Origin of the sequence: Streptomyces sp. JH14 (genome assembly GCF_029428675.1) — a bacterium.
Classification (GTDB): Bacteria; Actinomycetota; Actinomycetes; order Streptomycetales; family Streptomycetaceae; genus Streptomyces.
Genome location: NZ_JAJNEL010000001.1, coordinates 5,180,925 through 5,205,238 on the forward strand (window position 1 = coordinate 5,180,925; position 24,314 = coordinate 5,205,238).

Sequence of the window (24,314 nt, forward strand, 5' to 3'; positions counted from 1 at the left end):
ACATGGCCGTCACCGCCGTCGAGGTCGCCGTACTCGATGCGACCGAGACCCCGGCGCCCAGCAAGCGCAGGCTCCGCTTCCTGCGCGGCCGCAAGACCGTCGTCGGCCTCGGGATCCTGCTCTTCTTCGTCGTGATCGCCGTCATCGGGCCGTGGATCGCCCCGTACGACCCGGACACCATGAGCAACGCACTGCTCCAACCGCCTTCCGGTGCCCACTGGTTCGGCACCACGCAGACCGGACAGGACGTGCTCTCGCAGATCCTCGTCGGCACCCGCGGCGTCCTGGTCGTCGGTTTCGTCGCCGGCATCTTCGCGACGATCCTGTCCGTCCTGATCGGCGTCAGTGCCGGCTTCCTCGGCGGCACCGCCGACGAGCTGCTCTCGGTGCTGTCCAACGTCTTCCTGGTCATCCCGGGGCTGCCGCTGATCATCATCATCGCCAGTCTCGTCTCCGACACGGGCGACCTCCTGATCGCCACCGTCATCGCCCTCACCTCGTGGGCCTGGGGCGCGCGCGTCCTGCGCGCCCAGACGCTGTCGCTGCGCCGCAGGGACTACGTCGAGGCGGCCCGGGCCACCGGTGAGTCCACCTGGCGGATCATCCTCTTCGAGGTTCTGCCGAACCTGACGGCCGTCATCGCCTCCGGCTTCGTCGGCACGGTCATCTTCGCGATCCTCTCCGAGATCACCCTCGCCTTCATCGGCGTCGCGGACATCTCCAACTGGAACTGGGGGACCGTCCTGTTCTGGGCGCAGTCCAACCAGGCGCTGGCGCAGGGCGCGTGGTGGTGGTTCGTCCCGGCCGGGCTCTGCATCGCCCTGCTCGGCATGTCGCTCGCCCTGATCAACTTCGGCATCGACGAGTTCGTCAACCCCCGGCTGCGCACGGAGACCGGCGGGTCCCGCAAGGTCCGGATGCGGGTCGGCTTCACCCCCGTGACACGTTCCGGCACCCCGGAGAAGGAGACCCGCTCATGAGCGAGCCCGTCCTCACCATCAGCGGCCTGAACGTGGACTACGGGACCGGGGACGCCGCCGTGCACGCGCTGCGCGACATCGATCTCACCCTGCACCGGGGTGAAGTCCTCGGTCTGGCGGGCGAGTCGGGGTCCGGCAAGTCCACGCTGGCGTACGCCGTGACCCGGCTGCTCTCCCCGCCCGGTGTGATCACCGGCGGCGACGTCCGCTACCACCGGCGCGACGGCGAGGCGCTCGACCTGCTGACGCTGTCCCCTGCCGAGCTGCGCGCCTTCCGCTGGCAGGAGCTGTCGATCGTCTTCCAGGGGGCGATGAACTCGCTCAACCCGGTGCACACCGTCCACAGCCAGCTCACCGATGTGCTCAAGGCGCACCGCCCGGAGATGAGGCGGCCCGAACGTACCGCGCGGGCCGAGGAGTTGCTCTCCCTGGTCGGCATCTCCACGGACCGGCTCTCCGCCTACCCGCACCAGCTCTCCGGCGGCATGCGCCAGCGCGTGATGATCGCGATGGCGCTCGCGCTGGAACCCGAGATCGTCATCATGGACGAACCCACGACGGCTCTGGACGTCGTCATGCAACGCCAGATCCTGCGCCAGCTGGTCAAGCTCCGCGAGCAGCTGGACTTCTCCGTCGTCTTCATCACGCACGACATCTCGCTGCTGATCGAGTTCTCGGACCGGATCGCGATCATGTACGGCGGCCGGATCGTCGAAGAGGCCGGAGCCTCCGACATCTACCGAGACCCCCGCCACCCCTACAGCGACGGCCTGCTGCACTCCTTCCCCGCGCTGCACGGCCCCCGCCGCGAACTCACCGGCATCCCCGGCTCGCCTCCGCATCTGTCCGCGATGCCGGCCGGCTGCGCCTTCCACCCCCGCTGCGGCAAGGCGCTCGACCCGTGCGCCACACAGGTCCCGGTGCTCAGCCGGCCGGACGGGGGCGACTCCCGCACGGTGGCCTGCTGGCTCCATCAGGAGGCCCCGGCCCAGGCCGCCGCCACCAGCCGCCCGTAGCGACCTCACGCACACCACAGGAGAACCATGAACCTCGTCACCCCCCAGGCCTACGCCCGCGAGATTGCCGCGCAGGCCGTCCCCGGTCTGCCCGCCGACTTCCGCTGGGGCGTCGCCACCGCCGCCTACCAGATCGAGGGCGCGGCCACCGAGGACGGCAGAACCCCGTCGATCTGGGACACGTACTGCCGGGTGCCGGGCATGGTCGTGCGCGGCGAGAACGGCGACGTGGCCTGCGACCACTACCACCGGATGCCCCAGGACGTGCAGCTGATCGCGGACCTGGGCGTCGACACGTACCGCTTCTCGCTCGCCTGGCCGCGCATCCAGCCGGGCGGCCGCGGCCCGGCCAACGCCAAGGGCCTCGACTTCTACAAGCGGCTGGTCGACGAGCTGGAGTCCAAGGGCGTCACCCCCTGGATCACCCTCTACCACTGGGACCTGCCGCAGGAGCTGGAGGACGCGGGCGGCTGGCCGGCCCGCGACACCGCCCACCGTTTCGCGGAGTACGCCGCCCTCGCCTACGACGCGCTCGGCGACCGGGTCAAGCACTGGACCACGCTCAACGAGCCCTGGTGCTCGGCCATGCTCGGTTACGCATACGGCACCCAGGCGCCCGGCCGGACGAACTTCGGCGAGGCGATCCACGCCGTCCACCACCTGCTCCTCGGCCACGGGCTCGCCTCCCAGTACATCCGCGAGACCGCCGCCGCCCGTGGCAACGACCTCGAACTGGGCATCACGCTCAACCTCGGCACCGCCACCCCCGAGACCGACAGCCACGAGGACGCCGAGGCCTGCCGCCGCGCCGACGGCCTCGGCCGCCGCCTCTACCTGGACCCGCTGGTCAAGGGCGCCTACCCCGAGGACGTCGTCGCCGACCTCGCGCTGCGGAACGTCGAAATCCCGGTCCAGGACGGCGACCTGGAGATCATCTCCACCCCGCTCGACGTCCTCGGCGTCAACTTCTACCGCGGCACGCTCTTCTCCGGCGTCACCGAGGAGGGCTCCCCGGTGGACGCCGACGGGCTGCCGGTCACCCGGGGCATCGAGCGCGACCTGCCGCGTACCGCCATGGACTGGGAGATCACCCCCACCGCCCTCACCGACCTGCTGGTGGGGCTGGAGAAGGACTACGGCATCCCGACCGTCATCACCGAGAACGGCGCCGCGTTCGACGACACCGTCTCCGAGGACGGCGAGATCCACGACGCCGACCGCACCACGTACCTCGCCGACCACATCGCCGCCGTGGCCGCGGCCCGCGCCCAAGGGGCGGATGTCCGGGGCTACTTCGCCTGGTCGCTGATGGACAACTTCGAGTGGTCCTACGGCTACGACAAGCGGTTCGGCATCGTCCGTGTCGACTACGGCACACAGGAGCGGACGCTCAAGGACAGCGCCAAGTGGTACCGCGAGACCATCCGCCTCACCCGGGACGCATAAGCCCCCCCCGCACCTCTCGACAGAAGATTCCGTGTCCGAAGGAGCCGCAATGCCACCACGCACACGCCGGCACAGCCGGTACCGTGCCAGACCGACGACTGCTGCGCTCGCCGCCGTCACCGTCCTGGCCGGCCTGCTCGCCGGAGCCGTCCCGAGCGCCACCGCGGCGACCGCGGACGACCCGGCCCCCGTCCTCGTCGACCGCTTCGAGGGCGAGGTCCCGTTCGCCGGCCAGCCCGCCGACGGCATCTTCACCTGGGGCGGCGATTCCGACGACCCGCCCACCCTGGCCTTCAAGGACCGCGCAGACGCCCCCGAGGGTGCCAAGGTCCTCGAAGGCACGTACGACATCAGCGGCTACGGCGGCCTCAGCCACGACTTCGCCGCCGACCAGCCCGCCCACGACTGGTCGGCCCACAAGGGCATCCGCTTCTGGTGGTACGGGCAGAACACCGCGCCGCTGCCGCCCGGATCGGGCAAGAGGATCAACTTCGAGATCAAGGACGGCGGCGCCAACGGCGAGGCGTCCGAGCTGTGGACCACGTCGTTCACCGACGACTGGCAGGGCTGGCACCAGGTCGAGATCCCGTTCACCGACTTCGTGTACCGCACCGACTACCAGCCCGTCGGCGGCATCGACCAGGTACTCGGCCTGGACCAGATGTGGGGCTACGCCGTCACGCTGCCGACCGGCGCCCCCGGCTCGTTCGCCATGGACGGCGTGGAGCTGTACGGGAAGGCCGACGCCGCCCTGAAGGCGAGCGTCGTCACGGACGCGGCGGTCCACACGGTGAAGGAGGGCGGCACGGCTGACATCGATGTCTCCGTCGCCACCACCGGCTCCGTACCGATCGAGGAACCCGTCACCGTCGCGTACGAGACCAAGGGCGGCAGCGCCGGGGCCGGCACGGACTACACCCCGGTCAGCGGCACGTACACCTTCCCGGCGGGCACCGCCTCCGGCACCACCCACCGGATCTCGGTCGCGACGAAGAAGGACGGCGCCGCCGAGTCCGCGGAGACGATCCCGCTCGAACTCACCGTGACCGGCGCCAAGCCGCCGAAGGAGAACCCGCAGGTCGTCATCGACGCCCACGGCCTCCCGTACCTCGACCCGAAGCTCCCGGTGAAGAAGCGCGTCGCCGACCTCCTGTCCCGGATGTCGCCCGCCGAGAAGGCCGGCCAGATGACCCAGGCCGAGCGCAACGCGCTCAAGTCGCAGGGGGACATCGCCACGTACGACCTCGGCTCGCTGCTCTCCGGCGGCGGCTCCGTCCCGACGCCGAACACGCCCGAGGCGTGGGCGAAGATGGTCGACTCCTACCAACTCCGGGCGCAGGCGACCCGTTTCCAGATCCCGCTGATCTACGGCGTGGACGCGGTGCACGGGCACAACAACGTCATCGGCTCGACGATCATGCCGCACAACATCGGCATCGGTGCCGGCCGCGACCCGAAGCTCGCCGAGAAGACCGGCGCGGTCACCGCGAGCGAGGTCCGCGCCACCGGCATTCCGTGGGACTTCGCGCCCTGCCTCTGCGTGACCCGCGACGAGCGCTGGGGACGTTCCTACGAGTCGTACGGTGAGGACCCGGCGCTCGTCGAGTCCATGGAGACCGTCATCCAGGGCATGCAGGGCAGCGCGTCCGGCAAGGACCTGCACCGCAACGACAAGGTCCTGGCCACCGCCAAGCACTACGTCGGCGACGGCGGCACGGAATTCGGCTCGTCCACCACCGGTTCGTACACCATCGACCAGGGCGTCACGAAGGTCACCAGGCAGGAGCTCGAAGCGGTCCACCTCGCTCCGTTCGACGAGGCGGTCAAGCGCGGTGTGGGCACGGTCATGCCCTCGTACTCCTCGCTGGACATCCTCGGCGACGACGAGGGCCCGGTGAAGATGCACGCCAACGCCGAGATGATCAACGGCGTGCTCAAGGACCGGATGGGCTTCAAGGGCTTCGTCATCAGCGACTGGCAGGCCATCGACCAGATCCCCGGCGACTACGCGAGCGACGTCCGTACGTCCATCAATGCCGGACTCGACATGATCATGGTCCCGACGGCGTACCAGGACTTCACGAGGACGCTGCAGGACGAAGTGACCGCGGGCCGGATCAGCCAGGCCCGGATCGACGACGCGGTCACCCGCATCCTGACCCAGAAGTTCCAGCTCGGTCTGTTCGAGGAGCCGTACGCGGACACCGCGAACATCGGTCAGGTCGGCTCGGCCGCCCACCGCGCGGTGGCCCGGGAGGCGGCGGCCGAGTCCCAGGTGCTGCTGAAGAACGACGGTGCGGTGCTGCCGCTCAAGGCATCCCAGAAGGTGTACGTCGCCGGATCCAACGCCGATGACATCGGCAACCAGGCCGGCGGCTGGACCGTCAGCTGGCAGGGCGCGTCGGGCAGGAACACCACGGGTACGACGATCCTGGAGGCCATGAAGAAGGACGCCACGGACGCGGCCTCGGTCACCTACTCCAAGGATGCTTCGGCATCCACGGACGGCTACGACGTGGGTGTGGTCGTGGTCGGCGAGACCCCGTACGCCGAAGGCATCGGCGACGTCGGCAACGGCAACGACCTGGAGCTCACCGCCGCCGACAAGGCCGCGATCGACAAGGTCTGCGCCGCGATGAAGTGCGCGGTCCTGGTCGTCTCCGGCCGCCCGCAGCTCATCGGCGACCGGCTCGGCGACATCGACGCACTCGTCGCGTCGTGGCTGCCCGGAACCGAGGGCGACGGGGTGGCGGACGTGCTGTACGGGAAGCGCGCCTTCACCGGACAACTGCCGGTCACCTGGCCGAAGTCCGAATCGCAGCTGCCGATCAACGTCGGCGACGCGGCGTACGACCCGCAGTTCCCGTACGGCTGGGGACTGACCACGCTGAAGAAGGCCCCGACCGGTGGCGAGCTGACGCTCACCGCGCTCTCGGTCGCCGCGCAGATCGCGGAGAAGGCCGGACTGGGCAGGACCGCGGCGGGCAAGGCGATCGTCGACCAGGCCAGGCTGCTGGTGCAGCAGAAGGCCGGCGGGACGCCGACCGCGGCGGTGTCCAAGCCGTTCGCCGACGCGGATCACCTGCTGGTCACCGGTGATCTGACCGGTGCGCTGGCCAAGCTGAAGGCGGCGTACCGGGCCGCCTGAGGCGCACAGGAATCGGGCGGGTCCTTCAGGGTCGTCGACGACCCTGAAGGACCCGCCCATGTCTGTGGACTCACGCCCGGGCGGTCAGGACTCCGCCCGGCACGTCAGTTCTCGGCCTCTGTCTTCAGGTTGTGGAGCCAGGCGTCCAGCGAGGCGTCCAATGCCGCCTGGAGTGCTGGGACATCGGCCTCGACGGGCGCTCCGGCCCAGGACTCCTCGGTGTGGACGTGCACACCGTCCCGGCGCGGGGTGAACGTCCACACGTGGACCGCTGTGATGCCCTGTGCCGGCCCGCCCCACGCGATACGGCGTTGCGGCGAGACCTGCTGGACGGTGGAGTTGATGTCGCTCAGGCCGTACACCGACCAGCGGAAGACGGAGCCGGCCCGCAGCGGGCCGGGGGTCTGCTTGACCGCCTCGGTGACATCGGGCTGCCAGGCCGGCCAGGCCTCGACGTCGGTCTGGATCTTCCAGATCCTGTCCAGCGGCGCGTGGATGACGATGTCGTCACGCGTGATGACCGGGGCCCGTCGGTCGATCTCCACGGGGCGGTGGGAGCCGCCCGACATGCCGATCGCGCATGCGACGGGCAGGACAACGGCCTTGGCGAGCAGGGAGATGGTCATGGTGGTACTCCTTGTGTGCGGTGAGGGGGTGGCCGGGTGGTGGCGGACAGGCGTTACGGGACGAGGACGACCTTCCCGGCGACCGTGCCCGACTCGGCCAGGCGCAGGGCTTCGCCGGCGCGGGCCAGGGGAATTTCGGCGGCGATCCGGGCGGTGATCTCACCGCGCTGCAGAGCCGTGAACACCTGGGTGAGGTCGGTCCGCAGCCGGGACCGGAAGCGGTTCTTGGAGAAGGCGCGGCCTGCCCAGACGTTGAAGAAGTATGCGCGGCGGCCGTTGGGCAGCCGGTTCCACAGCCACACCCGGCCCAGGAGCTTGAGTACGGGCCACTGCCCCGATCCCTCGTCGTCGCGGGTGGCGGCGCTGCCGTAGGAGACGAGGGTGCCGCCCGGGGCGAGCAACTGCCAGGAGTCGATGACGCTGCGGCCCCCGACGTGGTCGAAGACGGCGTCCACCCCGTCGGGGGCGAGTTCCCGGACGCGAGCGGGGATGTCACCGCCCCGGTAGTCGACAGGGGACACGCCGAGAGCGCGCAGCGCGGCGTGGTGACGGGCGGAAGCGGTGCCGATGACCCGGACGCCGGCGCCGAGCGCCAACTGGACGAGTATCGATCCGACTCCGCCGTTGGCCCCGTGGACGAGAACGGTCTGGCCGGCGCGTACGCGCGCCTTGCGGTGCAGCATCTGCCAGGCGGTGATGCCGTTGACGACCGCGGTCTCGGCCTCCGCAGCGCCCACACCGGCAGGTACCTCGACCAGGTCGGCGGCGTCGAGCACCACGTGGCTGGCCCAGCCGCCGGTCTTGGTCAGGGCGGCCACCCTCTTGCCGAGCAGATCACGGCCGACGCCTTCACCGACGGCGAGCACGCTGCCGACCAGGTCGTATCCGGGGACGAAAGGGAACGGCGGCTGGTCGTAGTACCGGCCGCGGCGCATCTGCTGCTCGGCGAATGACACTCCGGTCGCCTCCATGCCGATCAGGACCTGACCCGCGGCCGGGGCGGGCACCGGCTGCCCGTGGCGGATCTCCAGCCCCTCCGGCTCGACCGTGCCCGGCAGGACGACCTCGATGCGCTCGACGGTGTTCATCACGATCTCCAATGTGTTTTAGCTTCTCGCTGCCGTTAGAAGGTGTAACTAGAGTGAACCCTTCTTTGGGTCGTGTCAAGCGTGTGGCTCGTTCGTCCGTGATGGGGTGTGCCGCAAGTGATACCTTCTAACCAACCGCGTGGCGCGGTGACGAGCAGGAAGTGAGAGGTGGCGCCCATGACCGGGAGTACGGCGACCCCCCGTGAGCGGTATCGGCAGCAGGTGCGCGCGGAGGTCAAGGAGCGGGCCTGGGAGCAGATCGCCGGGGTGGGCGCGTCGGCGCTCTCCCTGAACGCGATCGCCAAGCAGATGGGCATGAGCGGACCGGCTCTGTACCGGTACTTCGCCAGCCGGGACGAGCTCATCACCGAACTCATCAAGGACGCGTACCGCAGCCTCGCAGACACATTCCGGGGCGCCGCCGACCTCGGCCTCGCCGGCCTGGCACAGGCGCTGCGCCGCTGGGCCCTGGAGGACCCGCAGCGCTACCTTCTCGTCTACGGCACCCCGGTTCCCGGATACCGGGCGCCGCAGGACGTCACCGCGATCGCGTCGGAGATCATGTCGACGCTGCTCGACGCCTGCATCGCTGCCGGACCGGAGGAAGCCCCGACAGGTGAGGACGCCGGTCTCGACGCGTATCTGGCGGGCCACCGAGGCTGGGCCGCCGGCCACCCGGCCGCTCGACCCGCCACCCTGCGCCGCGCCCTGGCCTTCTGGAGCCGCCTCCACGGCCTGCTCTCCCTGGAGCTGGCGGGCCACTTCGCCGGAATGGACCTGGACCCCGAGTTGCTCTTCGAGACCGAGGTGCGCACCCTGTTCCCCCGCTGAACGGTCCTGGGCGTGCAGCGGACGCCGAATCGACGCGGACGGGCGGAGCAATAGTCGCCCATCTGGGTTAGCGTCGATATATGCGGAACAGGCTGTTCGCCGCCCTGCTGGCCGGCCTGCTGCTGATTCTGTCGGCAGCCGTGCTGGCCATGGCGCCCGCTGCGCCGAGCGCCACCACGATCAGCGACGTGGCCCGGGCACTGCGCCAGGGCCCGGTGTACGTCGATCCGGCAGCGGCGGACCAGCTGTCCGCGCGTCAGGCCGACGCCCTGACCAAGAAGATCAAGGACGCGGACAAGCCCGTCTTCGTGGCCGTCCTGCCCCAGAGTTCCGCGTTCCCCGAATCCACGGTGCTGCGCACGCTGCGCAACGACACCGGGATCACCGGCGTGTACGGGATCCGGCTCGGCGACACCTTCAAACTGGGCGCCGACCGGTCGGTCATGCCCGCCGCGGCCCGCCAGAACCTCTCCGCGGCGCTGCAGGCCCCCGGCACGAATGCCGACGCCCCGACCCAGCTCACCGCCTTCGTCGACCAGGCCGTCGCCCAGGCGCGCGGCCATGCCCCCGCCTCCTGGAGCGGCGGTTCGACCGGTACGGGCTCCGGCGTGACCGCACTCATCGCGGTGGGCGCGATCGCCGTGATCGGCGGCGGGGCCGCGTACACGATCGTCCGCCGCAACCGACGCCGCAAGGCGGAAGAGGAACGGGCGGCGCTCGACAAGCTGCGGGTCGTCGTGGACGAGGACATCACCGCATACGGCGAGACCCTCGACCGCCTCGACTTCCACCCGGCGGAAGCGGGCGCCGACGACGCGATGCGCGCGGACTACGAGCGGGCACTCGACTCGTACGAGGACGCGAAGTCCCGCATGGACAAGGCCCAGCACCCGTCCGACGTGCGCGGGGTCACCCAGGCTCTGGAGAACGGCCGCTTCTCCCTGGCCGTGCTGGAGGCCCGCCGCACCGGCAGCCCGCTCCCGGACCGCCGTCCCCCGTGCTTCTTCGACCCGCGCCACGGCCCTTCGGTGGCCGATGCGATGTGGACCCCGTCCGGCGGCGCGCCCCGTGAGGTTCCGGTCTGCGGCGCGGACGAGATCCGGCTCCGCGACGGCGAGGACCCGCTGAGCCGCACGGTCGACACCGGCGACGGCCGCCGCCGCCCGTACTGGGAGGCAGGTCCGGCATACGGCCCCTGGGCGGGCGGCTACTTCGGCGGCGGGATCCTCCCCGGCCTGCTGATCGGCACCCTGCTCGGCTCGACGCTGGCGTCCCCGGCCTACGCGGCGGAGTACGGCGGCGGCGAATTCGACGGTGGGGACTACTCGGGCGGCGATTACTCCGGCTCCGACTTCGACGCGTCCGACTTCGGGGGCGGGGGAGACGGCGGTGGCTTCGGCGGAGGCGGCGATTTCGGCGGGGGCGGCGACTTCGGTGGCGGCGGCTTCTGAGCGCCGACGGCCTCTGAGGGCCGGCGTCGCGCACCGACCGACCGGAGGGCGCCCGCGCAGCCGCTTCGCCGCGGTGGCGGACGCCCTCGGTTCTCCCGGACTGAGCGGGCCGCCCGGGCCCGGGCGGCGCATCAGTGAGGGAAGCTGCTGTTACAGGTCCTGCTCGATCTGCATCTCGCGGACCCTGTCGTCACGCTGCGTCTGCTCGTTCTTGATGACGTAGGTGGCGGCAGGTCCGTTACCACTGACCTGCTTGATCTCGCCCTGACACTTCTTGTTCTGGTCGTCGCGGTACTCCACGCGCTGGCCTTCGAGGTGCGGCATTGGTTGGTTCTCCTTCTCGATGCAATCCGGCAGGGGCGCTCCGCCTGTTCGGCGGGGGCTGCCCCGTGCGGCGCCCGCTTCTGATCGCGGTGCGCCATGTCAGATCACACCGAGTCGGCACGACCAGCGACTCCAGGGAGCCCATTGGAGTCAAAGACCGCGTCACGGGGGCGTGATGCCGCCGTCGGCTTGCGATCAGAACGCGGTGCGGAGAAGGGATGTCCAGGAGGAGGGGGCGGCGGCGAGGACGGGGCAGTCGGCGATCTTGGTGTCGCGGATGTACACGGCGGTGGGGTGGGCGGCGACTTCTCCCCCAGCGCCGCCCCGGCCGTGCTGTAGCTGGACTTGAACTGAACCAGCCGAGGGTGGCGAAGCGGGGGTCCGGGTGTGCTGCGCGGGTCATGTTTCTCCCAAGAGGCCGTCCGGTAGGCGCACGTTCTTCTCGACGGAGAGCGCCTGCGAACGGAGCGCCCCGTACTTCTGCCGGAGCACGCCGACATCAGCTGGATCTTCGTGCAGGAAGTCGGTCAACTGCCCTTCCATATAGGCCCAATGGTTGCGCCCAGGCAGCATGGCCAGGAGGCGTTCAGACGCGTGGTGCGACTCGAGGCGCCGATCCGCGGAAGTGATCTCGTCCGCATGGACGAGCCACATCAACTGCCCTGCTCTGGAGCGACGTTCGATCGTCGCGCACGCAGATCCGTGCCGCTCGTAGGGAACTTCGCCGGAGCGGGCAGAGGACCTGCTCCGCGCCGAGGTGCACGGCGGCGGGGGCGGAAAAGCCCGGCCCTCCGCACCCGGGACGGAACCGGATGCGGAGGGCGGGTGGGGGCTGCTGCTGGTGGCGGAGCTCGCCGACACATGGGGTGTGGGGGAGCGGTACCCCGGCAAGCCGACGTGGTGCGCGTTCGCCGTGGGGCCTGTGCCTAGTGCCGTGTCAGCCAAGGTTCGCCCCGTCGCGACGCCCGGCACGCACTGTCGCCGCACCGGCCGAAAGCCCGAGTACGTCCAGTACGAGGACTTCCGGCCGTCACGCCGACAGCACGCACCGGACGCCGCTCCTTGGCGGGCAAACCTTGGCTGACGCGGCACTAGTTGAAGCCGAAGTTCCTGGGCAGCGGCTCCTGCCGGAACAGGTGCGCGGGGACGGCGTCGGCCAGGGCCTTGTAGCCGGCCGGGTTCAGGTGCAGGTGGTCGCCGTCGTCGAACGCGGGCAGGATCTGCCCCGGCTTCTGCGGATCACGCGCCGCGCGGTCGAAGTCGACCACGGCATCGAACCGGCCGCTGGTGCGAATCCACTCGTTGACCGTCTGCCGGGCCTTCTCGCGGTAACCGTCCGGATCGTCGTAACCGGTGTTGCCGCCGAAGGGCGTCAGCGTTGCCCCGTACACCCGGATGCCCTGGGTGTGCGCGCGGACGATGATCTGGTCGTAGGCCGCGATCAGATCGTCCGCGGTCTGCTTCTGGGCGGCTTCCGAGGCCTCGGCCGTGCCGATGTCATTGACGCCTTCGAAGACGAGCAGCCAGTCGACGCCGCTCTGCGCCAGCACGTCGCGGTCCACCCGGGACAGGGCGTTGGGGCCGAGGCCGTCGTTCAGTACGCGATTGCCGCCGGCCGCCTGGTTGAGGATCGCGGTCCCGGCCGTGTCCGGGCGCGACTGCAGCCTGGCGAGCAGCTGGTCCGGCCAGCGGTTGTTGGTGTCGGTGGTGGAGCCCCGGCCGTCGGTCAGGGAGTCGCCGAGCATGACGGCTGCCGAGGTGGAGGCGGGGGACCACACCTCGACGCCGCTCAGGAAGTACCAGTGGGCGGCCGATGCCGCACCGGTCAGGTCCGCATCCTCGACGTGGTTACCGGTCTGCATATAGGACGTCGTCCGGGAACCGGGGTGCGAGGTGATGCTGTTGGATGCCTGGCCGTCTGCCAGGTAGATCGTCACGGAAAGGTTGGACCCGGGCTTCAGGCCGAAGTCCAGCGGATCGGAGACGATTTGTGAGCCCACCGGAATGACCGCGGACGACCGGCCGTGGAAAGTCACCTTCCGGGAGGTTTTCGGCTGGATGGCACTTGCGCCGGCCCGCCCGTCGACGGGAAGTGCGACCGAAACCGCAGTAATGGGCAGTGCCGCACCGCCGAAAGCATTGGAGAAGCGCAGTCGCATCTGTTCGCCGCCGACCGACATATGGACGGTCTGCCGCAGCGTACTGTCGGCGAGAACGCGATTGTCCTGTGTGAACGGCGCGGGCGGCATATTGCTGGGCTCTGTCAACTGCGGCATCGAGGTCCAAGTATTGACCCAGTGCTTTTTCGCCTGCTGAGCTTTTGCGTCCACGACGAGCCCGGATGCACTGCGGGCGCCCTCCGAGTCCACGGCTCCCACAGCTGAGGCCGTGGCCACGGTGGCGGCGAGCGCCACCGTCACGGCCAGGCCGGCGATCGAAAACTTTCGAGCCATGGACTCTGTCCCCTCCGTCAAAATGATCCATGCACGCTGTGGCGGTGACGGTAGGCGGGCCGGTTACGGGGTGTCAAGGAGTCGTGTACGAACCGACTCGGTCGATCAGTGGAGCGAAACTTTCGGTCGTCGGGAAAATTGGGGCGATACGACGCAAGGCGTCTGCCGCTCAGCTGTCTGCCCGTCAGGTGGTTGTTGCGGGGGCATCTCAGGCGTGTGGACCGCGAAGGGCCGGGGCGGTCCACACGCCGAACGGACGGTGGCCCCGACCGGTCCCCAGCGGTTTTCCGGGGGCAATGCTGTGCATTCCCGTGACGTCGCGAACCAGGAAATCGCTCGGGCCGCGAACGAATTCCGATGATCGGACACATCGCGCCCTGCATGCCGGAATGACGCGCATCCATGCCACCTCGAAATCGGCAGCACGCCGGCCTTCGACCGCTACGAATTCACCGGCTTGCGCACCAAAAGGCAGGCCTGCGGAACTCGCGTGTTCTCCGATTGACGGATCATCCGGGCATGCACCACCAGCCCGGCACGGGTCGCCAAGTCGGCGATACGGTCGGGCGGCAGCAGATAAACGTCGAGAGACATTTCGTGGCCGCCGTATCCGGAATCCTTGCGCCGTCGTTCGTCCCCTGCGTGGAAGCCGAGCAGGAGATGGCCTCCGGGGGCCAGCACCCGGTGGAACTCGGCGAACACCGCGGGCAGCACGTCCGGTGGCGTGTGGATGATGGAGTACCAGGCGACGACGCCGCCGAGTTCGCCGTCCGCCGGCTCCAGGGCGGTCATCGTCCCGATGTCGAACCGCAGGCCCGGGTGGTCCCGCCGGGCCACCTCGATCATCCCCGGCGACAGGTCGACACCGAAGGCGGTCAGCCCGAGGGAGCGAAGGTGCGCCGTCACATGGCCGGGTCCGCATCCCACATCGGCGACCGGGCCGCCACCGGCGGACTGTACGAATTCGGCGAAGGCGCCCAGCATCGCGCGCCCCAGCAGGTCGCTCTCGAACGCGGGACGCACGATCTCTGCGTAGTCGACGGCGACGGTGTCGTACGACGTCCGGGTTGCGCGCAGATGGGACGGCTCGGTCACGCGGCAGACCCTACTGCTGCCCCGCGCGAACCCGCTGTCCCACCGCCGAGGAACGGCACGCCGAGCCCCGCCGTCCACCCGGCGGGGGAGGGGGGTGCCCCTATGTCTTTGGTCAAGGTGGTCGGGTGGCACTCTGCCTGTCATGAGCGATGAAGCGTGTGTGGAAGAGCAGGTCGGTGAGGGTATGCGGCCGTGCGTCTTTTGTAATCACCCTGTCGTGATCGACTCGCTCGACGAATGGGACTGCCCTGTGTGCGGCGACGCTGGTGAGGGTCAGGCAGCTGTGGCTGGCCGGGATTCGTAGAAGGTTCCGTCTCGGAGCATGGCGAAGAGGACGTCGGCTCGTCGTCTGGCGAGGCAGAGCAGTGCCTGGGTGTGGTGCTTCCCTTGAGCGATCTTCTTGTCGTAGTAGGCCCGGGAGGCCGGGTCGGCCAGGGAAGCGAACGCGGAGAGGAAGAAGGCCCGTTTGAGCTGCTTGTTTCCCCTGCGGGAGGGCTGTTCGCCGCGGATCGAGGACCCCGAGCTCCGGGTCGCGGGGGCGAGTCCCGCGTAGGCGGCGAGGTGGCCGGCGGTCGGGAAGGTCCTGCCGTCGCCGACCTCGATCAGGATGCGGGCTCCGGTCCTGACTCCAACTCCCGGCATGGACGTCAGGACCTTCGAAAGAGGGTGGGCCTCCAAGAGTTCATCGATCCGCCCGGCCAGCAGTTTCCGCTGGTCAAGGACGGCGGCCAAAGACCCAGCGAGGCTCGGAACGATCAGCGCAGCCGCCTCGGTGCCCGGAACGACGACGGTCTGCTCGTCCAGTGCGGCAAAGATGTCCTCGACCAGCCGCTCGGCCATCCTCGGGGCCTTCGGCCGCAACAGGGTGACCAGACGTCGCCGTCCCGCCTTGAGAATCTGAGCTGGTGACCCGAACCGTTCCAGCAGCGTGAGGACGGCCGGGTGCTGCAACCGCGGCCCCAGCACCCGCTCCAGCGACGGATGGATCTGGGTCAGCAGGCCGTGGAGCCGGTTCGCGACCCGGGTCGCTTCGCCGGCCAGGTCGTCGTCGAACCCGACGATCATCTCCAGCTCGGCGATCGTCTCGTCCTCGCCGTTGATGGCCCGCAGCGTGTGAGGCATCGCCCGGGACGCGTCCGCGATGATGAACGCGTCCCTCGCGTCCGTCTTGGCCTCGCCCGGGTAGAGGTCGGCGATCCGCCGCATCGTCAGGCCCGGAAGATAGGCGACCGGGCAGCCCATGTCCCTCGCAACGGCCAGTGGCAGGGCGCCGATCGAGGCCGGCTGATCGACCACGACCAGCACCGTTCCGTGCTTGGCCTGCAGCTTCGCGAACAGCTCGCGGAGTTTCGGCTCGGTGTTGGGCAGCCGTTTGTCGAAGGCTTTCTTCCCGGTCGGGGTGACGGCGGTGGCGTGGTGTTCGCCCTTGCCGACGTCCAGGCCGAGGAAGACGTCGATGGTGCTGGTGTCGATCACGTGCAGGCCCCTCCATCACGCTTTCGTCCGGCCTTGCCTCGGCACCGAGCTGCCACATCCACGTTACGGAGAGCTCTTCCGGCCTGGGTGAAGCCGGTGCTCAAGCCCCTCATCAGCGGTCCGTCGATGCCTCCGGGCCCGGTGACACCACCCCCCGGATCATCAACAACAAGGGGGGGAAGTCATGCCGGACCCGAAGGCCGGAGGCCCCATTGCGGAGCCACGAAAAAGGTAACGGGGGGAGGGGCGGACAGAAGAGGGGCCCCCGGCCGGCGGTGACGCCGGCCGGGGGCCCCGTGACGCGATCAGGCTCTTGTCAGCCGTCGGATTCCGGCGACGGGATGTAGGCGCCCGGCACGTCCTCCGGCGCGAAGACCTTGTCCTCGCCGGGGTACGGCTTCGTCCACTCGTGCGTCTGGTACCACGTGAGGTGGTTCATCTGCGCGGGGTTCGCGAAGTCGGGCACGGCGTTGGGGCCGGTCAGCCGCTGGTGCGACTTCCAGGTGTCCCACTTCGCCGCGACCGCCTGCTTGGCCGCCGGCACCTTCGCCGACGGCACGGGCGCCGCACTGGGGTCCTCGGGCGCCGGGGTGTCCAGGCCGCAGGCAGGCGGAGTCGCCAGACCCGCGGTCAGCGAGGTCCGGTTGGGCAGCGCCTTGAACGGCCTGAAGTCGGCCTTCTTGGTGAACGCCCCACGCATCGGGGTCGCCGCACTGTCCTTCTGGTTCATCGGGTGGATCCCGAGGATCTGCTCGATGGTCCGGATCATCGTGATCTGCGAGTAGTAGTGGCTGTCGACGGTGCCGTGCTGGGCCCAGGGGCTGATGATCTGGATCGGGGCACGGTGGCCGTCGACGTGGTCGAGGCCGGCCTGGGAGTCGTCCTCGACGACGAAGATCGCCGAGTCCTTCCAGTACGGGCTGTGCGAGATCGTGTCGACCATCTTGCCGACCGCGAGGTCGTTGTCCGCGACCTGAGCGGTCGCGTTCGCCGGACCGCCGGTGTGGTCGCTGGAGAGCCAGAACATGTTCAGGTTCGCCGGCCCGTTCTTCTCGAAGTCACGCTTCCAGATCTCGGCCCGGTAGATGTCCGGGACGCTGGTGTCGAACTTCGGGAAGCCGTGCACCGACACGTCGTTGAGCGACGGGATCGGCGAGGACGAGTCCAGACGGTAGGCGGTGTCCTGCCCCGTCGCCTGCATGTTCTTGGTGTCGCAGTAAAGGTTCTGCCAGCTCGAGCCCGACGGCTTGGCCAGGAACTGCTGGAACTCGCCGAAGTCCCGCACGGACTTCCCCGCCGCCTGCGCACCGGTCCAGATGAAGCCGGTCCGCTGGTGGCCGAGAGCGTCGTCCTCGGTGTCGTAGCTGCGCAGGTACTCACCGGCCGAAGACTCGGTGTACTCCGGATTGTCGGCCTGCATCAGCCAGTTGTGTCCCTCGGCAGAGTTCGTGCCGATGTCGTACGTGTTGTCGTACAGCCCGAACTGCTGGGCGAGAGCGTGCTGGTTCGGCGTCACGTTCTCACCGAACTGCGCCAGCGACGGGTCTCCGTTGCCCTGCGCGATGTCACCGAAGACCTGGTCGTAGGTCCGGTTCTCCTTGACGATCAGGAAGACGTGCTTGATCGTCGAGGGGTCGCCGAGCCGTGCCGGGACCGGCACCGGCTTCGCCTTGCCCTTCCCCTTGGCCAGCGAGACCGCGCCGCCGGTCCAGCCGTTCTGCTTGAAGACCTTGGCGGTCTCCGACTTGATGGCGCGGTCGTTCGGCAGCGTGAACTGCTGCAGGCTCGACGTCGTGTCGTGGGTGGCGTGTCCGGCGCTGTTGGTGGGGCGGCGGGCGTCGATACCACGGGTGTTGGAGACGACCACCTTGTTGCCGACGGTGGCGATCTCCGCGGGGAAGTAGTCCGTCGGGATCAGACCGACGTAACTGACCGGCTCCTGCGGGGTCGTGTACCGGTAGACGGCGACCGCGTTGGCGCGGCCGAGCGTCACCAGCAGGTGGCCGTCGTCGGTGAGCGTCACCGCGTCGGGCTCGTAGCCCACGGACGCTTCCGGCCACGGCTGGGTGGCGATGGTCTGCACGACCTTGTCGCGGCGGGTGTCGATGACCGACACCTCGTTGGTGGCGGTGTTGGTGACGAACAGCGCCCCGTTCTTGGCGTACAGGGCCGTCGGGTGCAGGCCGACGTTGATGCTCGAGACGGCGGCGGCCGGGTTCGCCAGGTCGACGACGCTGACCGTGCCGGTGGTGGTGGCACCGGTCTTCGGGTCGGCCGGCACCTGGGTGTTGTAGGAGTTGATCGTGGTGTCGCCGGCCTTCGCCGGACGCCCGCCCTCGTTGCTGACGTACAGCTTGGAGCCGACCACGGTCATGTCACGCGGGGCGTTGCCCACGGACCAGCTCTGCTGGATGGCCCCGGTCGCCGCGTCGATGGCGACCACCCGGTTCTGGCCGTTGACCGCGGAGTACACGGTGGAACCGTCGGCCGAGAACACCGCCTCGCCGACCAGCGCGTGCTTGGGCCCGTCCGCCGGGATGCTGACGGACGTCGGGTTGGCGACGCTGCCGTCCGCGTTCACGGTGAACCTGGTGTAGCCGTCGGTCTGGCCCAGCCACAGCTGGGAACCGTCGGGCGAGTACGTGGGGCCTTCCTGGCCCACGCTGTTGCTGCTGATGCGCGGCGTCGACGACGCGGCGTTGCTGACGAGCTGCTGCACCTTCCAGCTCTTCAGGTCCACGATGGACAGCGCCGCCCCACCGTCGGTGACCGAGGCCGCGAGGTGGGTGCCGTCCGGGCTGACCGAGGACGACATGATCTTGCCGTTGTTGATGACGAGGCGGTCACCGTACGGGGCGATGTACTGGTCGCTGGAGATGACCTGGCCCTGATCGGTGATCTGGCCGACCTGCTCGGTGCCGAACTGGTGTGTCTGGGCGAAGGCGGTGCCGGTGACGGCCAGGGCGACAGCGCTGACGCATGCCGTTACCAGCGTGGTCCGGCGGCCTATGGTTCTACCGAGAAGGACGAAATGCTCCGTCTCGACACGCCTGCGGCGGCGTGTTACCTGCATGGGGTCATCCCTTCGAAGTGGTGGCGAGCAGTTCGACGTTGCCGTCGAACTGCCAGAGTGGGTTCGGTGCGTCCCCGGTCGGGGTCCGCACCAGGAAGTAGCCGTTCACTTCCTTCGGTCCGTCGCCATCGGCCACGAACCGCCCGTCTGAGGTGGCGTCGAGCTGGTAGATGGCCGTTCCTGCGGCCTCGACGCCGGGGAGATGCCAGGTGACGACGCATCGCCAGTCGTTGCCCGGCCCACGGGCGGCGACCTGGCCGGCGCCCTTGTTGCACGCCGCCGTGACCCGCAGCTGCGCCTCGGTGACATCGGGGCGGTTGAGCTGCTTGGTCTGGATGCGGTAGAGGTGGGCGAATGCCGTGGCGACCGACCGCTGGACCTTGCCCTGCTCTATTCCGGAACCCATGGACGGCGTCGCCACGGCGACGACCGCGACCGTGAGGGCGCCCAGTCCGACCAGCGGCAGGAGTCCGGTGGTGATCGCTCGGCGCCCGGTGCCGTCGTAGGTCGGATTGGTGAAGTCGCGCCGTAGGAAAAGGAGGTAGGCCAGCGCCGTCGCGATCACGGCCCACACCAGGCTCACCGCGATGCCGATCAGGAGCGGGCCGACCTGTGCCGGGCTGGTGAACAGACCGTTCCAGGCGATGAAGGCGTAGCCGGGCAGGGCAAGGCGCACGGCCACGGGCAGCGGCAGCATCTGGGCGAGCTGCATCACGAGCGCGACGAGCGCGGGCAGCAGCAGCCCCATCGGGGACCGCCCCAGCGCCACCGACCCGAGCAGTCCGATCGCGGCGAGGGCCACCGTGGGGGCGAGCGCGCACACCCAGGCGAGGAGGACCGCACCGGCGGTCTGCGAAGGCGTCAGCAAGTGGCCGTCGAGTCCGACCAGTGGCTGGTTGCCGACCGCCATGACCCCGCCGACCGCGCTGGAACACGCCATCCCCGCCACGAGCAGCAGGATGACGGTGAGGCTGGCCAGTGCCTTCGCCACGAAGATCCGCCGAGGCGACCGGACCGCCACCAGCAGGTGGCGCCAGGTGCCGAGCCGGTCCTCGGAGGCGAACACGTCGCCGGCGACGAGCGAGGTCAGCAGCGGGAGCGCCCAGGTGCCCGCGAAGCCGAGCACCACCAGCGAGCCGGCCCACCCCGTGGCGTGCATCCAGCGACCGAAGAGGGTGTCGGAGGGGAGTGTGCTCTGCTGGCTCACCGCGGCGACGAAGAGCGCCGGTGCGATCCAGCAGGCGATGACCAGCAGTCGGACACGCCACTGCGAGACCAGTTTGAGCAGTTCGAAGCGGTAACCGCGCGTCACCGAGACGGGGTGGACCCTGGCAACGTTGTCGTGGGTGAGGGTCGCCGTCATCGGACGGCCTCCTGCTGCTCGGTGAGGGAGAGGAACGCGGCTTCGAGCGGCGACACCACGGGGGCGAGCTCGCGCACCGCGATACCCCCCTGCACGAGCCGCACCACCAGTTCGTCGAGGGCGGGCACCAGCGCACGCACGACGAGCACCTCGGCGCCGTGCCATGCCCCGGCGTCGTCGACGACGCCGATCCCGGCCGTGTCGGCAGCCAGCGCGCGGGCCGCCTGCGGGTCGGAGGTGAGCAGCCGGTAGTCGAGTTCACTGTTCTCGGCGGCCAGCTTGCTCAGCGGACCGGAGAAGACGATCCGTCCGGTGGCGAGGATGGTGACCTCGGAACACAGGGCCTCGAGGTCGTCCATGCGATGGCTCGAGAGCACGACGCCGGTTCCGTCCGCCGCGAGCCGGGTGAGGACACCGTGGACGTGCTTTTTACCGGCCGGGTCGAGACCGTTGGAAGGTTCGTCGAGCACGAGCAGCCGGGGCCTGGTGAGCAGGGCGGCGGCGAGCCCGAGCCGCTGACGCATGCCGAGGGAGAAGCCGCGGGCCCGGTCGTCGGCGACATCGGTGAGCCCGACCTGGTCGAGCACGTCGTCGATCCCCGCTGCCCGCGCCTCGCGGCCGCGAAGAGCGGCCAGCGCGGCGAGGTTCTGCCTGGCGGTGAGCGAGGGGTAGAGACCGGGCCCGTCCACGAAGCCGGCCACGCCGTCGGGAGCGGCGAGCGAGCGCCCGACGGGCCTGCCCAGGATCTCGAGGCGACCGCGGTCGGCGACGGCGAGGCCCAGGAGGAGGCCGAGCAAGGTCGTCTTGCCGGCGCCGTTCGGTCCGACCAATCCGTGGATCTGCCCCTGTGCCAGGTCCAGATCGATGCCGTCGATTGCGACGACGTCGCCGAAACATTTGGTGATGCCGCGAGCCCGGATCGCGAAACGTGTGTCCATGAGCCCCTTCTTTCGAAACCTTCAGGGACCTTAGGGACGGCACACGACGCAGGCGGGGGCGGCTGATTGAACGTTCATGGAACAGGAGGCGACGGGCATCCAATGCACCCCTGCCCCACAGCCGTTGGTATGCCGGCCGGCACCTCTCGATGGCCGGATCGCAGGGCGCACCGGGGTCGTCAGATGCCCGCGATCGCCCTGCGGGCCCATAACGAGCAGCGCCGAGTGCATATGTGATCACCCATCAGCCGAGCCTGCTCGCGAAGGTGCGAGGCCGACGTCCCGGCTGTTCGGAAGCCGTCAGCCCGTCGTGTCCCCCGTTCGCGGTTCCCGGCGCGCATCTGCTGTCCGACGCCTCGGTGGGGTGCTTGCCGTGATCTGCCTGATCTGCAAAGAGGGCTGCCGCGGCCGGGTGGACCTGGGAAGGCGCCCAGCGTCGCGCCCCCCAGCAGGTGGCTCTCGAACGCCGGACGCACGATCTCTGCGTGGGCGACGGTGACGGCGTGCTGCGACGTCCGGGTTGCGCGCAGAGGGGGATGGCTCGGTCACGCCGCAGACCCCACCGCTGTCCCACGCGAACCCGCCGTCCCGCCGCCGAGGGACGAAACGCCGAGCCCTCCCCTCCCCGGCGGGGGAGGGGAGGGCATGCGCGCTCGGTTCGGGGTCGGTCGCGGGAAGCGTCGCAGCTCACGCGGCGAAGCACAGGGCCAAGGCGGAGCGCCGGGAGCGGATCAGGTGGATGCGGGCGCTTCTGGCCGTCGACGGGCCTCGCGGCGCGGCCGGGTGGCGGCCTGCTGGTCGCTGAAGAGCTCCGGATGCCGGGCCCGGATCGTCTCCACATCCGTGAAGACGAGGCGCAGATGGGTGCGCAGCGCGTCATCCGCCCCGTCCCGATCGCGCTGCTCGAGAAGATCCACCACTGCGGTGTGCTGGCTTATCAGCAGGGACAGTTGCTGGGTGAGCGGCAGCGACAGGCGCCGTGCCCGGTCGAGCTGGGCCTTGGCCTGACTCACCACCGGCCAGGCCTCCGCGTGTCCGCCGACGGCCATCAGCCGGGCGTGGAACTCCTCGTCCAGCCGGAAGAAGTCCGCTGCGTCGTCCCGCTGTTCGGCGTCGTTCTGTGCAGCCAGCAGTGCCCTCAGCTCCGACACGTCGTGCTCCGTCACCTTGTCCACGGCGTTGCCCAGCGACGCGCACTCCAGCGCCTCACGGATGAACTGAGCGGAGGCGATGTCGCGCTCACGGATACGGGAGACGAAGGTACCCATCTGCGGATAGACGTCGACGAGTCCTTCCTCGCCGAGCAGGATCAGGCTCTCCCGCACCGGGGTCCGGCTGACGCCCAGTTCTGCTGCGAGGTCGTTCTCCGACAGAGCGGCGCCGGGTGCCAGATCGAGGCTGATGATCCGCGAGCGCAGCAGTTCGTGCACCAGTTGCCTGGTGTTGCGACCGCGGGCCCGCGCGGCGTGGAGTCCCTCGGTGGTGGCCATCGGGCCCCTCCTTCTCTTGACACCCTCGACTGACGTACTTGTATGGTAGCCGACAATTCAGCTCCGGTTGAAGCTCACTCTGAGGCCCTGCAAGGAGGCAGCCCATGAGCGGCCGTTCCACGCCAACGGTAGCGACACCCCCGAAAGAGCTCCGGCGAACCGTCGGAGCCTCCGTCGTCGGCACCGTTGCCGAGTACTACGACTTCTTCATCTACGGCACGGCTTCCGCGCTGGCGTTCAACAAGGTCTTCTTCCCGGAGGTCGATCCGGCGGTCGGCACGCTCGCCGCCTTTTCCACGTACGCCGTCGGGTTCTTCGCCCGCCCGCTGGGCGGCCTGGTGTGGGGGCACATAGGCGACCGGATCGGGCGCAAGAAGGCCCTGGTCTTCACCCTGATCCTGACCGGCCTGGGCACGTTCGCCGTCGGTCTGCTGCCGACGTACGACCAGATCGGCATCTGGGCAGCGGTGGTTCTGGTGCTGGTACGCCTGATCCAGGGCTTCGGCGTCGGGGGTGAACAGGGGGGCGCCGTCCTGCTCACCGCGGAAGCCGCCCCGCCGGCCCAACGAGGCTTCTACGCCAGCTTCGTCCAGCTCGGCTCGCCCGGCGCGTACCTCATCCCGACGGCGCTGTTCGCCCTGCTCACCACGCACATGTCCGAAGCGGCCTTCCTGTCGTGGGGCTGGCGGATCCCCTTCCTGCTCAGCGCCGTTGTCGTCATCATCGGCCTGGTCATCCGGCTCAGGGTGCACGAGTCCAAGACCTTCGAGGCTGCGCGGCAGACGCATCAGGCCCAGACGGCCCCGCTCAAACTGCTGATGCGGGAGCACCGCCGCGAAGTGGTCGGCGGCCTGTTCACCAAGTTCGTCGAAGCCGTGGTGTTCCCCTTCTACACAGTCTTCCTCGTCGCGTACGCCAAGGATCAAGGGATCGACTCCTCGATCGTGCTCAACTCGGTCCTGATCGCCGTGGGCGCCGAGCTCATCGCGATCCCGCTGCTGGGCCGGCTCACCGACCGAGTGGGCAGGCGCCCGGTCTACCTGGTCGCGGCCGTGCTGAACCTGGTGCTGGTCGTCCCCGCCTTCAAGGCGGTCCAGACCGGCAACATGGCCGTGATCGTGGCACTGCTGATCGCCGGCCTGGCTCTCGGACACGCGGGCACCTACGCCCCTCAGGCGTCGTACTTCCCCGAGTTGTTCCCCGCCGCGGCCCGCTACAGCGGCGTCTCGATCGTCTGGCAGTTCGGCTCGATGCTGGCCAGCGGACCCTTCACCGTGGTCGCCGCCGCGCTGCTGCTGGCCGGTGACGGTTCGTACACCTGGGTCGCGGTCTACGTAGCCGCCCTCATCACGATGAGCATCGTGGCGCTGTGCTTCATGCCGGAGACCGCACCCGGCCGTCGAGGCGGCCAGGAGTACGCGCACTGGCCGCAGGACGGCGCCGACGCCTCATCACCGAGCGAACGCGAGACCGTCGGCGCCGCGCGCGACTGACCACCCGACCAGATCTGCGCCGC

Annotated in this window: 19 protein-coding genes; 7 read left to right on the top strand and 12 right to left on the bottom strand. The window is 69.5% G+C overall.

The features are described from left to right. Window positions 1-2: 2 nt before the first annotated feature. From LRD69_RS23495 to LRD69_RS23510, 4 genes are read left to right on the top strand one after another with little or no spacing between them, the layout of a single operon-like run. The gene (locus tag LRD69_RS23495; RefSeq protein ID WP_277328523.1) at window positions 3-980 is read left to right on the top strand and encodes an ABC transporter permease; all 978 of its coding nucleotides are present in this window, start codon (window positions 3-5) and stop codon (window positions 978-980) included. Next, the gene (locus tag LRD69_RS23500) at window positions 977-1,996 is read left to right on the top strand and encodes an ABC transporter ATP-binding protein (RefSeq protein ID WP_277328524.1); all 1,020 of its coding nucleotides are present in this window, start codon (window positions 977-979) and stop codon (window positions 1,994-1,996) included. Before LRD69_RS23495 ends, LRD69_RS23500 begins: the two co-directional genes overlap by 4 nt. A 27-nt stretch (window positions 1,997-2,023) precedes the next feature. Beyond that, a complete protein-coding gene (locus tag LRD69_RS23505) occupies window positions 2,024-3,442 on the top strand; it encodes a GH1 family beta-glucosidase (protein WP_277328525.1) in 1,419 nt (472 codons plus the stop codon). A gap of 49 nt (window positions 3,443-3,491) precedes the next feature. Continuing rightward, window positions 3,492-6,590: a glycoside hydrolase family 3 N-terminal domain-containing protein gene (locus tag LRD69_RS23510; RefSeq protein WP_277328526.1), complete on the top strand. Its 3,099-nt coding sequence runs from the start codon at window positions 3,492-3,494 to the stop codon at window positions 6,588-6,590. A gap of 104 nt (window positions 6,591-6,694) precedes the next feature. Here the strand turns inward: LRD69_RS23510 and LRD69_RS23515 are convergent, their stop codons facing one another. Together LRD69_RS23515 and LRD69_RS23520 are read right to left on the bottom strand one after the other, a co-directional pair. Beyond that, on the bottom strand, window positions 6,695-7,216 hold the full coding sequence (locus LRD69_RS23515; RefSeq protein WP_277328527.1) for an SRPBCC family protein: 522 nt from the start codon (window positions 7,214-7,216) through the stop codon (window positions 6,695-6,697). A 53-nt stretch (window positions 7,217-7,269) separates the two neighbouring features. Continuing rightward, entirely contained in the window at window positions 7,270-8,304 is a 1,035-nt protein-coding gene (locus tag LRD69_RS23520) for a medium chain dehydrogenase/reductase family protein (RefSeq protein ID WP_277329855.1), read from the bottom strand. Between the two features lie 177 nt (window positions 8,305-8,481). On the opposite strand from LRD69_RS23520, the gene LRD69_RS23525 reads away from it, so the two are divergent. Together LRD69_RS23525 and LRD69_RS23530 are read left to right on the top strand one after the other, a co-directional pair. Then, window positions 8,482-9,135: a TetR/AcrR family transcriptional regulator gene (locus tag LRD69_RS23525; protein ID WP_277328528.1), complete on the top strand. Its 654-nt coding sequence runs from the start codon at window positions 8,482-8,484 to the stop codon at window positions 9,133-9,135. Window positions 9,136-9,215: 80 nt separating this feature from the next. Continuing rightward, window positions 9,216-10,586, top strand: coding sequence for a hypothetical protein (locus tag LRD69_RS23530; RefSeq protein WP_277328529.1), 1,371 nt, complete (start codon window positions 9,216-9,218; stop codon window positions 10,584-10,586). A gap of 150 nt (window positions 10,587-10,736) precedes the next feature. Here the strand turns inward: LRD69_RS23530 and LRD69_RS23535 are convergent, their stop codons facing one another. The 10 genes from LRD69_RS23535 to LRD69_RS23585 all read right to left on the bottom strand — a co-directional run bounded on the left by LRD69_RS23535 (window position 10,737) and on the right by LRD69_RS23585 (window position 22,798). Then, entirely contained in the window at window positions 10,737-10,910 is a 174-nt protein-coding gene (locus LRD69_RS23535; protein WP_277328530.1) for a hypothetical protein, read from the bottom strand. Between the two features lie 195 nt (window positions 10,911-11,105). Continuing rightward, window positions 11,106-11,195, bottom strand: coding sequence for a DUF397 domain-containing protein (locus tag LRD69_RS23540; protein ID WP_277328531.1), 90 nt, complete (start codon window positions 11,193-11,195; stop codon window positions 11,106-11,108). A 114-nt stretch (window positions 11,196-11,309) separates the two neighbouring features. Beyond that, window positions 11,310-11,564: a hypothetical protein gene (locus tag LRD69_RS23545; protein ID WP_277328532.1), complete on the bottom strand. Its 255-nt coding sequence runs from the start codon at window positions 11,562-11,564 to the stop codon at window positions 11,310-11,312. A 437-nt stretch (window positions 11,565-12,001) separates the two neighbouring features. Further along, window positions 12,002-13,363, bottom strand: a complete 1,362-nt coding sequence (locus LRD69_RS23555; RefSeq protein WP_277328533.1) for an SGNH/GDSL hydrolase family protein — start codon at window positions 13,361-13,363, stop codon at window positions 12,002-12,004. 441 nt (window positions 13,364-13,804) lie between these two features. Further along, the gene (locus LRD69_RS23560) at window positions 13,805-14,458 is read right to left on the bottom strand and encodes a class I SAM-dependent methyltransferase (RefSeq protein WP_277328534.1); all 654 of its coding nucleotides are present in this window, start codon (window positions 14,456-14,458) and stop codon (window positions 13,805-13,807) included. A 273-nt stretch (window positions 14,459-14,731) separates the two neighbouring features. Continuing rightward, entirely contained in the window at window positions 14,732-15,934 is a 1,203-nt protein-coding gene (locus LRD69_RS23565) for an IS110 family transposase (protein ID WP_277326312.1), read from the bottom strand. A 316-nt stretch (window positions 15,935-16,250) separates the two neighbouring features. Then, window positions 16,251-19,007: a bifunctional YncE family protein/alkaline phosphatase family protein gene (locus LRD69_RS23570; RefSeq protein ID WP_277328535.1), complete on the bottom strand. Its 2,757-nt coding sequence runs from the start codon at window positions 19,005-19,007 to the stop codon at window positions 16,251-16,253. Between the two features lie 4 nt (window positions 19,008-19,011). Continuing rightward, window positions 19,012-20,370 (bottom strand): ABC transporter permease, encoded by a 1,359-nt coding sequence (locus LRD69_RS23575; RefSeq protein WP_277328536.1) that lies wholly within the window; start codon window positions 20,368-20,370, stop codon window positions 19,012-19,014. Continuing rightward, window positions 20,367-21,308: an ABC transporter ATP-binding protein gene (locus tag LRD69_RS23580; RefSeq protein ID WP_277328537.1), complete on the bottom strand. Its 942-nt coding sequence runs from the start codon at window positions 21,306-21,308 to the stop codon at window positions 20,367-20,369. Before LRD69_RS23580 ends, LRD69_RS23575 begins: the two co-directional genes overlap by 4 nt. Before the next feature lie 731 nt (window positions 21,309-22,039). Next, window positions 22,040-22,798 carry a GntR family transcriptional regulator gene (locus tag LRD69_RS23585; RefSeq protein WP_277328538.1) on the bottom strand — a complete coding sequence of 253 codons (759 nt, stop codon included), beginning with the start codon at window positions 22,796-22,798 and terminating at the stop codon, window positions 22,040-22,042. Between the two features lie 104 nt (window positions 22,799-22,902). Here LRD69_RS23585 and LRD69_RS23590 point away from each other — a divergent pair, with 104 nt between their 5' ends. After that, the gene (locus LRD69_RS23590) at window positions 22,903-24,291 is read left to right on the top strand and encodes an MFS transporter (RefSeq protein WP_277328539.1); all 1,389 of its coding nucleotides are present in this window, start codon (window positions 22,903-22,905) and stop codon (window positions 24,289-24,291) included. Window positions 24,292-24,314: the final 23 nt, after the last annotated feature.

Excerpts from the sequence above, each read along its gene's own strand:
- LRD69_RS23520 (WP_277329855.1), bottom strand. The coding sequence starts at position 8,304 with ATGAACACCGTCGAGCGCATCGAGGTCGTCCTGCCGGGCACGGTCGAG.
- LRD69_RS23555 (WP_277328533.1), bottom strand. The coding sequence starts at position 13,363 with ATGGCTCGAAAGTTTTCGATCGCCGGCCTGGCCGTGACGGTGGCGCTC.
- LRD69_RS23525 (WP_277328528.1), top strand. The coding sequence starts at position 8,482 with ATGACCGGGAGTACGGCGACCCCCCGTGAGCGGTATCGGCAGCAGGTG.
- LRD69_RS23510 (WP_277328526.1), top strand. The coding sequence starts at position 3,492 with ATGCCACCACGCACACGCCGGCACAGCCGGTACCGTGCCAGACCGACG.
- LRD69_RS23575 (WP_277328536.1), bottom strand. The coding sequence starts at position 20,370 with ATGACGGCGACCCTCACCCACGACAACGTTGCCAGGGTCCACCCCGTC.
- LRD69_RS23530 (WP_277328529.1), top strand. The coding sequence starts at position 9,216 with ATGCGGAACAGGCTGTTCGCCGCCCTGCTGGCCGGCCTGCTGCTGATT.
- LRD69_RS23590 (WP_277328539.1), top strand. The coding sequence starts at position 22,903 with ATGAGCGGCCGTTCCACGCCAACGGTAGCGACACCCCCGAAAGAGCTC.
- LRD69_RS23495 (WP_277328523.1), top strand. The coding sequence starts at position 3 with ATGGCCGTCACCGCCGTCGAGGTCGCCGTACTCGATGCGACCGAGACC.
- LRD69_RS23500 (WP_277328524.1), top strand. The coding sequence starts at position 977 with ATGAGCGAGCCCGTCCTCACCATCAGCGGCCTGAACGTGGACTACGGG.
- LRD69_RS23505 (WP_277328525.1), top strand. The coding sequence starts at position 2,024 with ATGAACCTCGTCACCCCCCAGGCCTACGCCCGCGAGATTGCCGCGCAG.
- LRD69_RS23580 (WP_277328537.1), bottom strand. The coding sequence starts at position 21,308 with ATGGACACACGTTTCGCGATCCGGGCTCGCGGCATCACCAAATGTTTC.
- LRD69_RS23570 (WP_277328535.1), bottom strand. The coding sequence starts at position 19,007 with ATGCAGGTAACACGCCGCCGCAGGCGTGTCGAGACGGAGCATTTCGTC.
- LRD69_RS23515 (WP_277328527.1), bottom strand. The coding sequence starts at position 7,216 with ATGACCATCTCCCTGCTCGCCAAGGCCGTTGTCCTGCCCGTCGCATGC.
- LRD69_RS23535 (WP_277328530.1), bottom strand. The coding sequence starts at position 10,910 with ATGCCGCACCTCGAAGGCCAGCGCGTGGAGTACCGCGACGACCAGAAC.
- LRD69_RS23585 (WP_277328538.1), bottom strand. The coding sequence starts at position 22,798 with ATGGCCACCACCGAGGGACTCCACGCCGCGCGGGCCCGCGGTCGCAAC.
- LRD69_RS23545 (WP_277328532.1), bottom strand. The coding sequence starts at position 11,564 with ATGTGGCTCGTCCATGCGGACGAGATCACTTCCGCGGATCGGCGCCTC.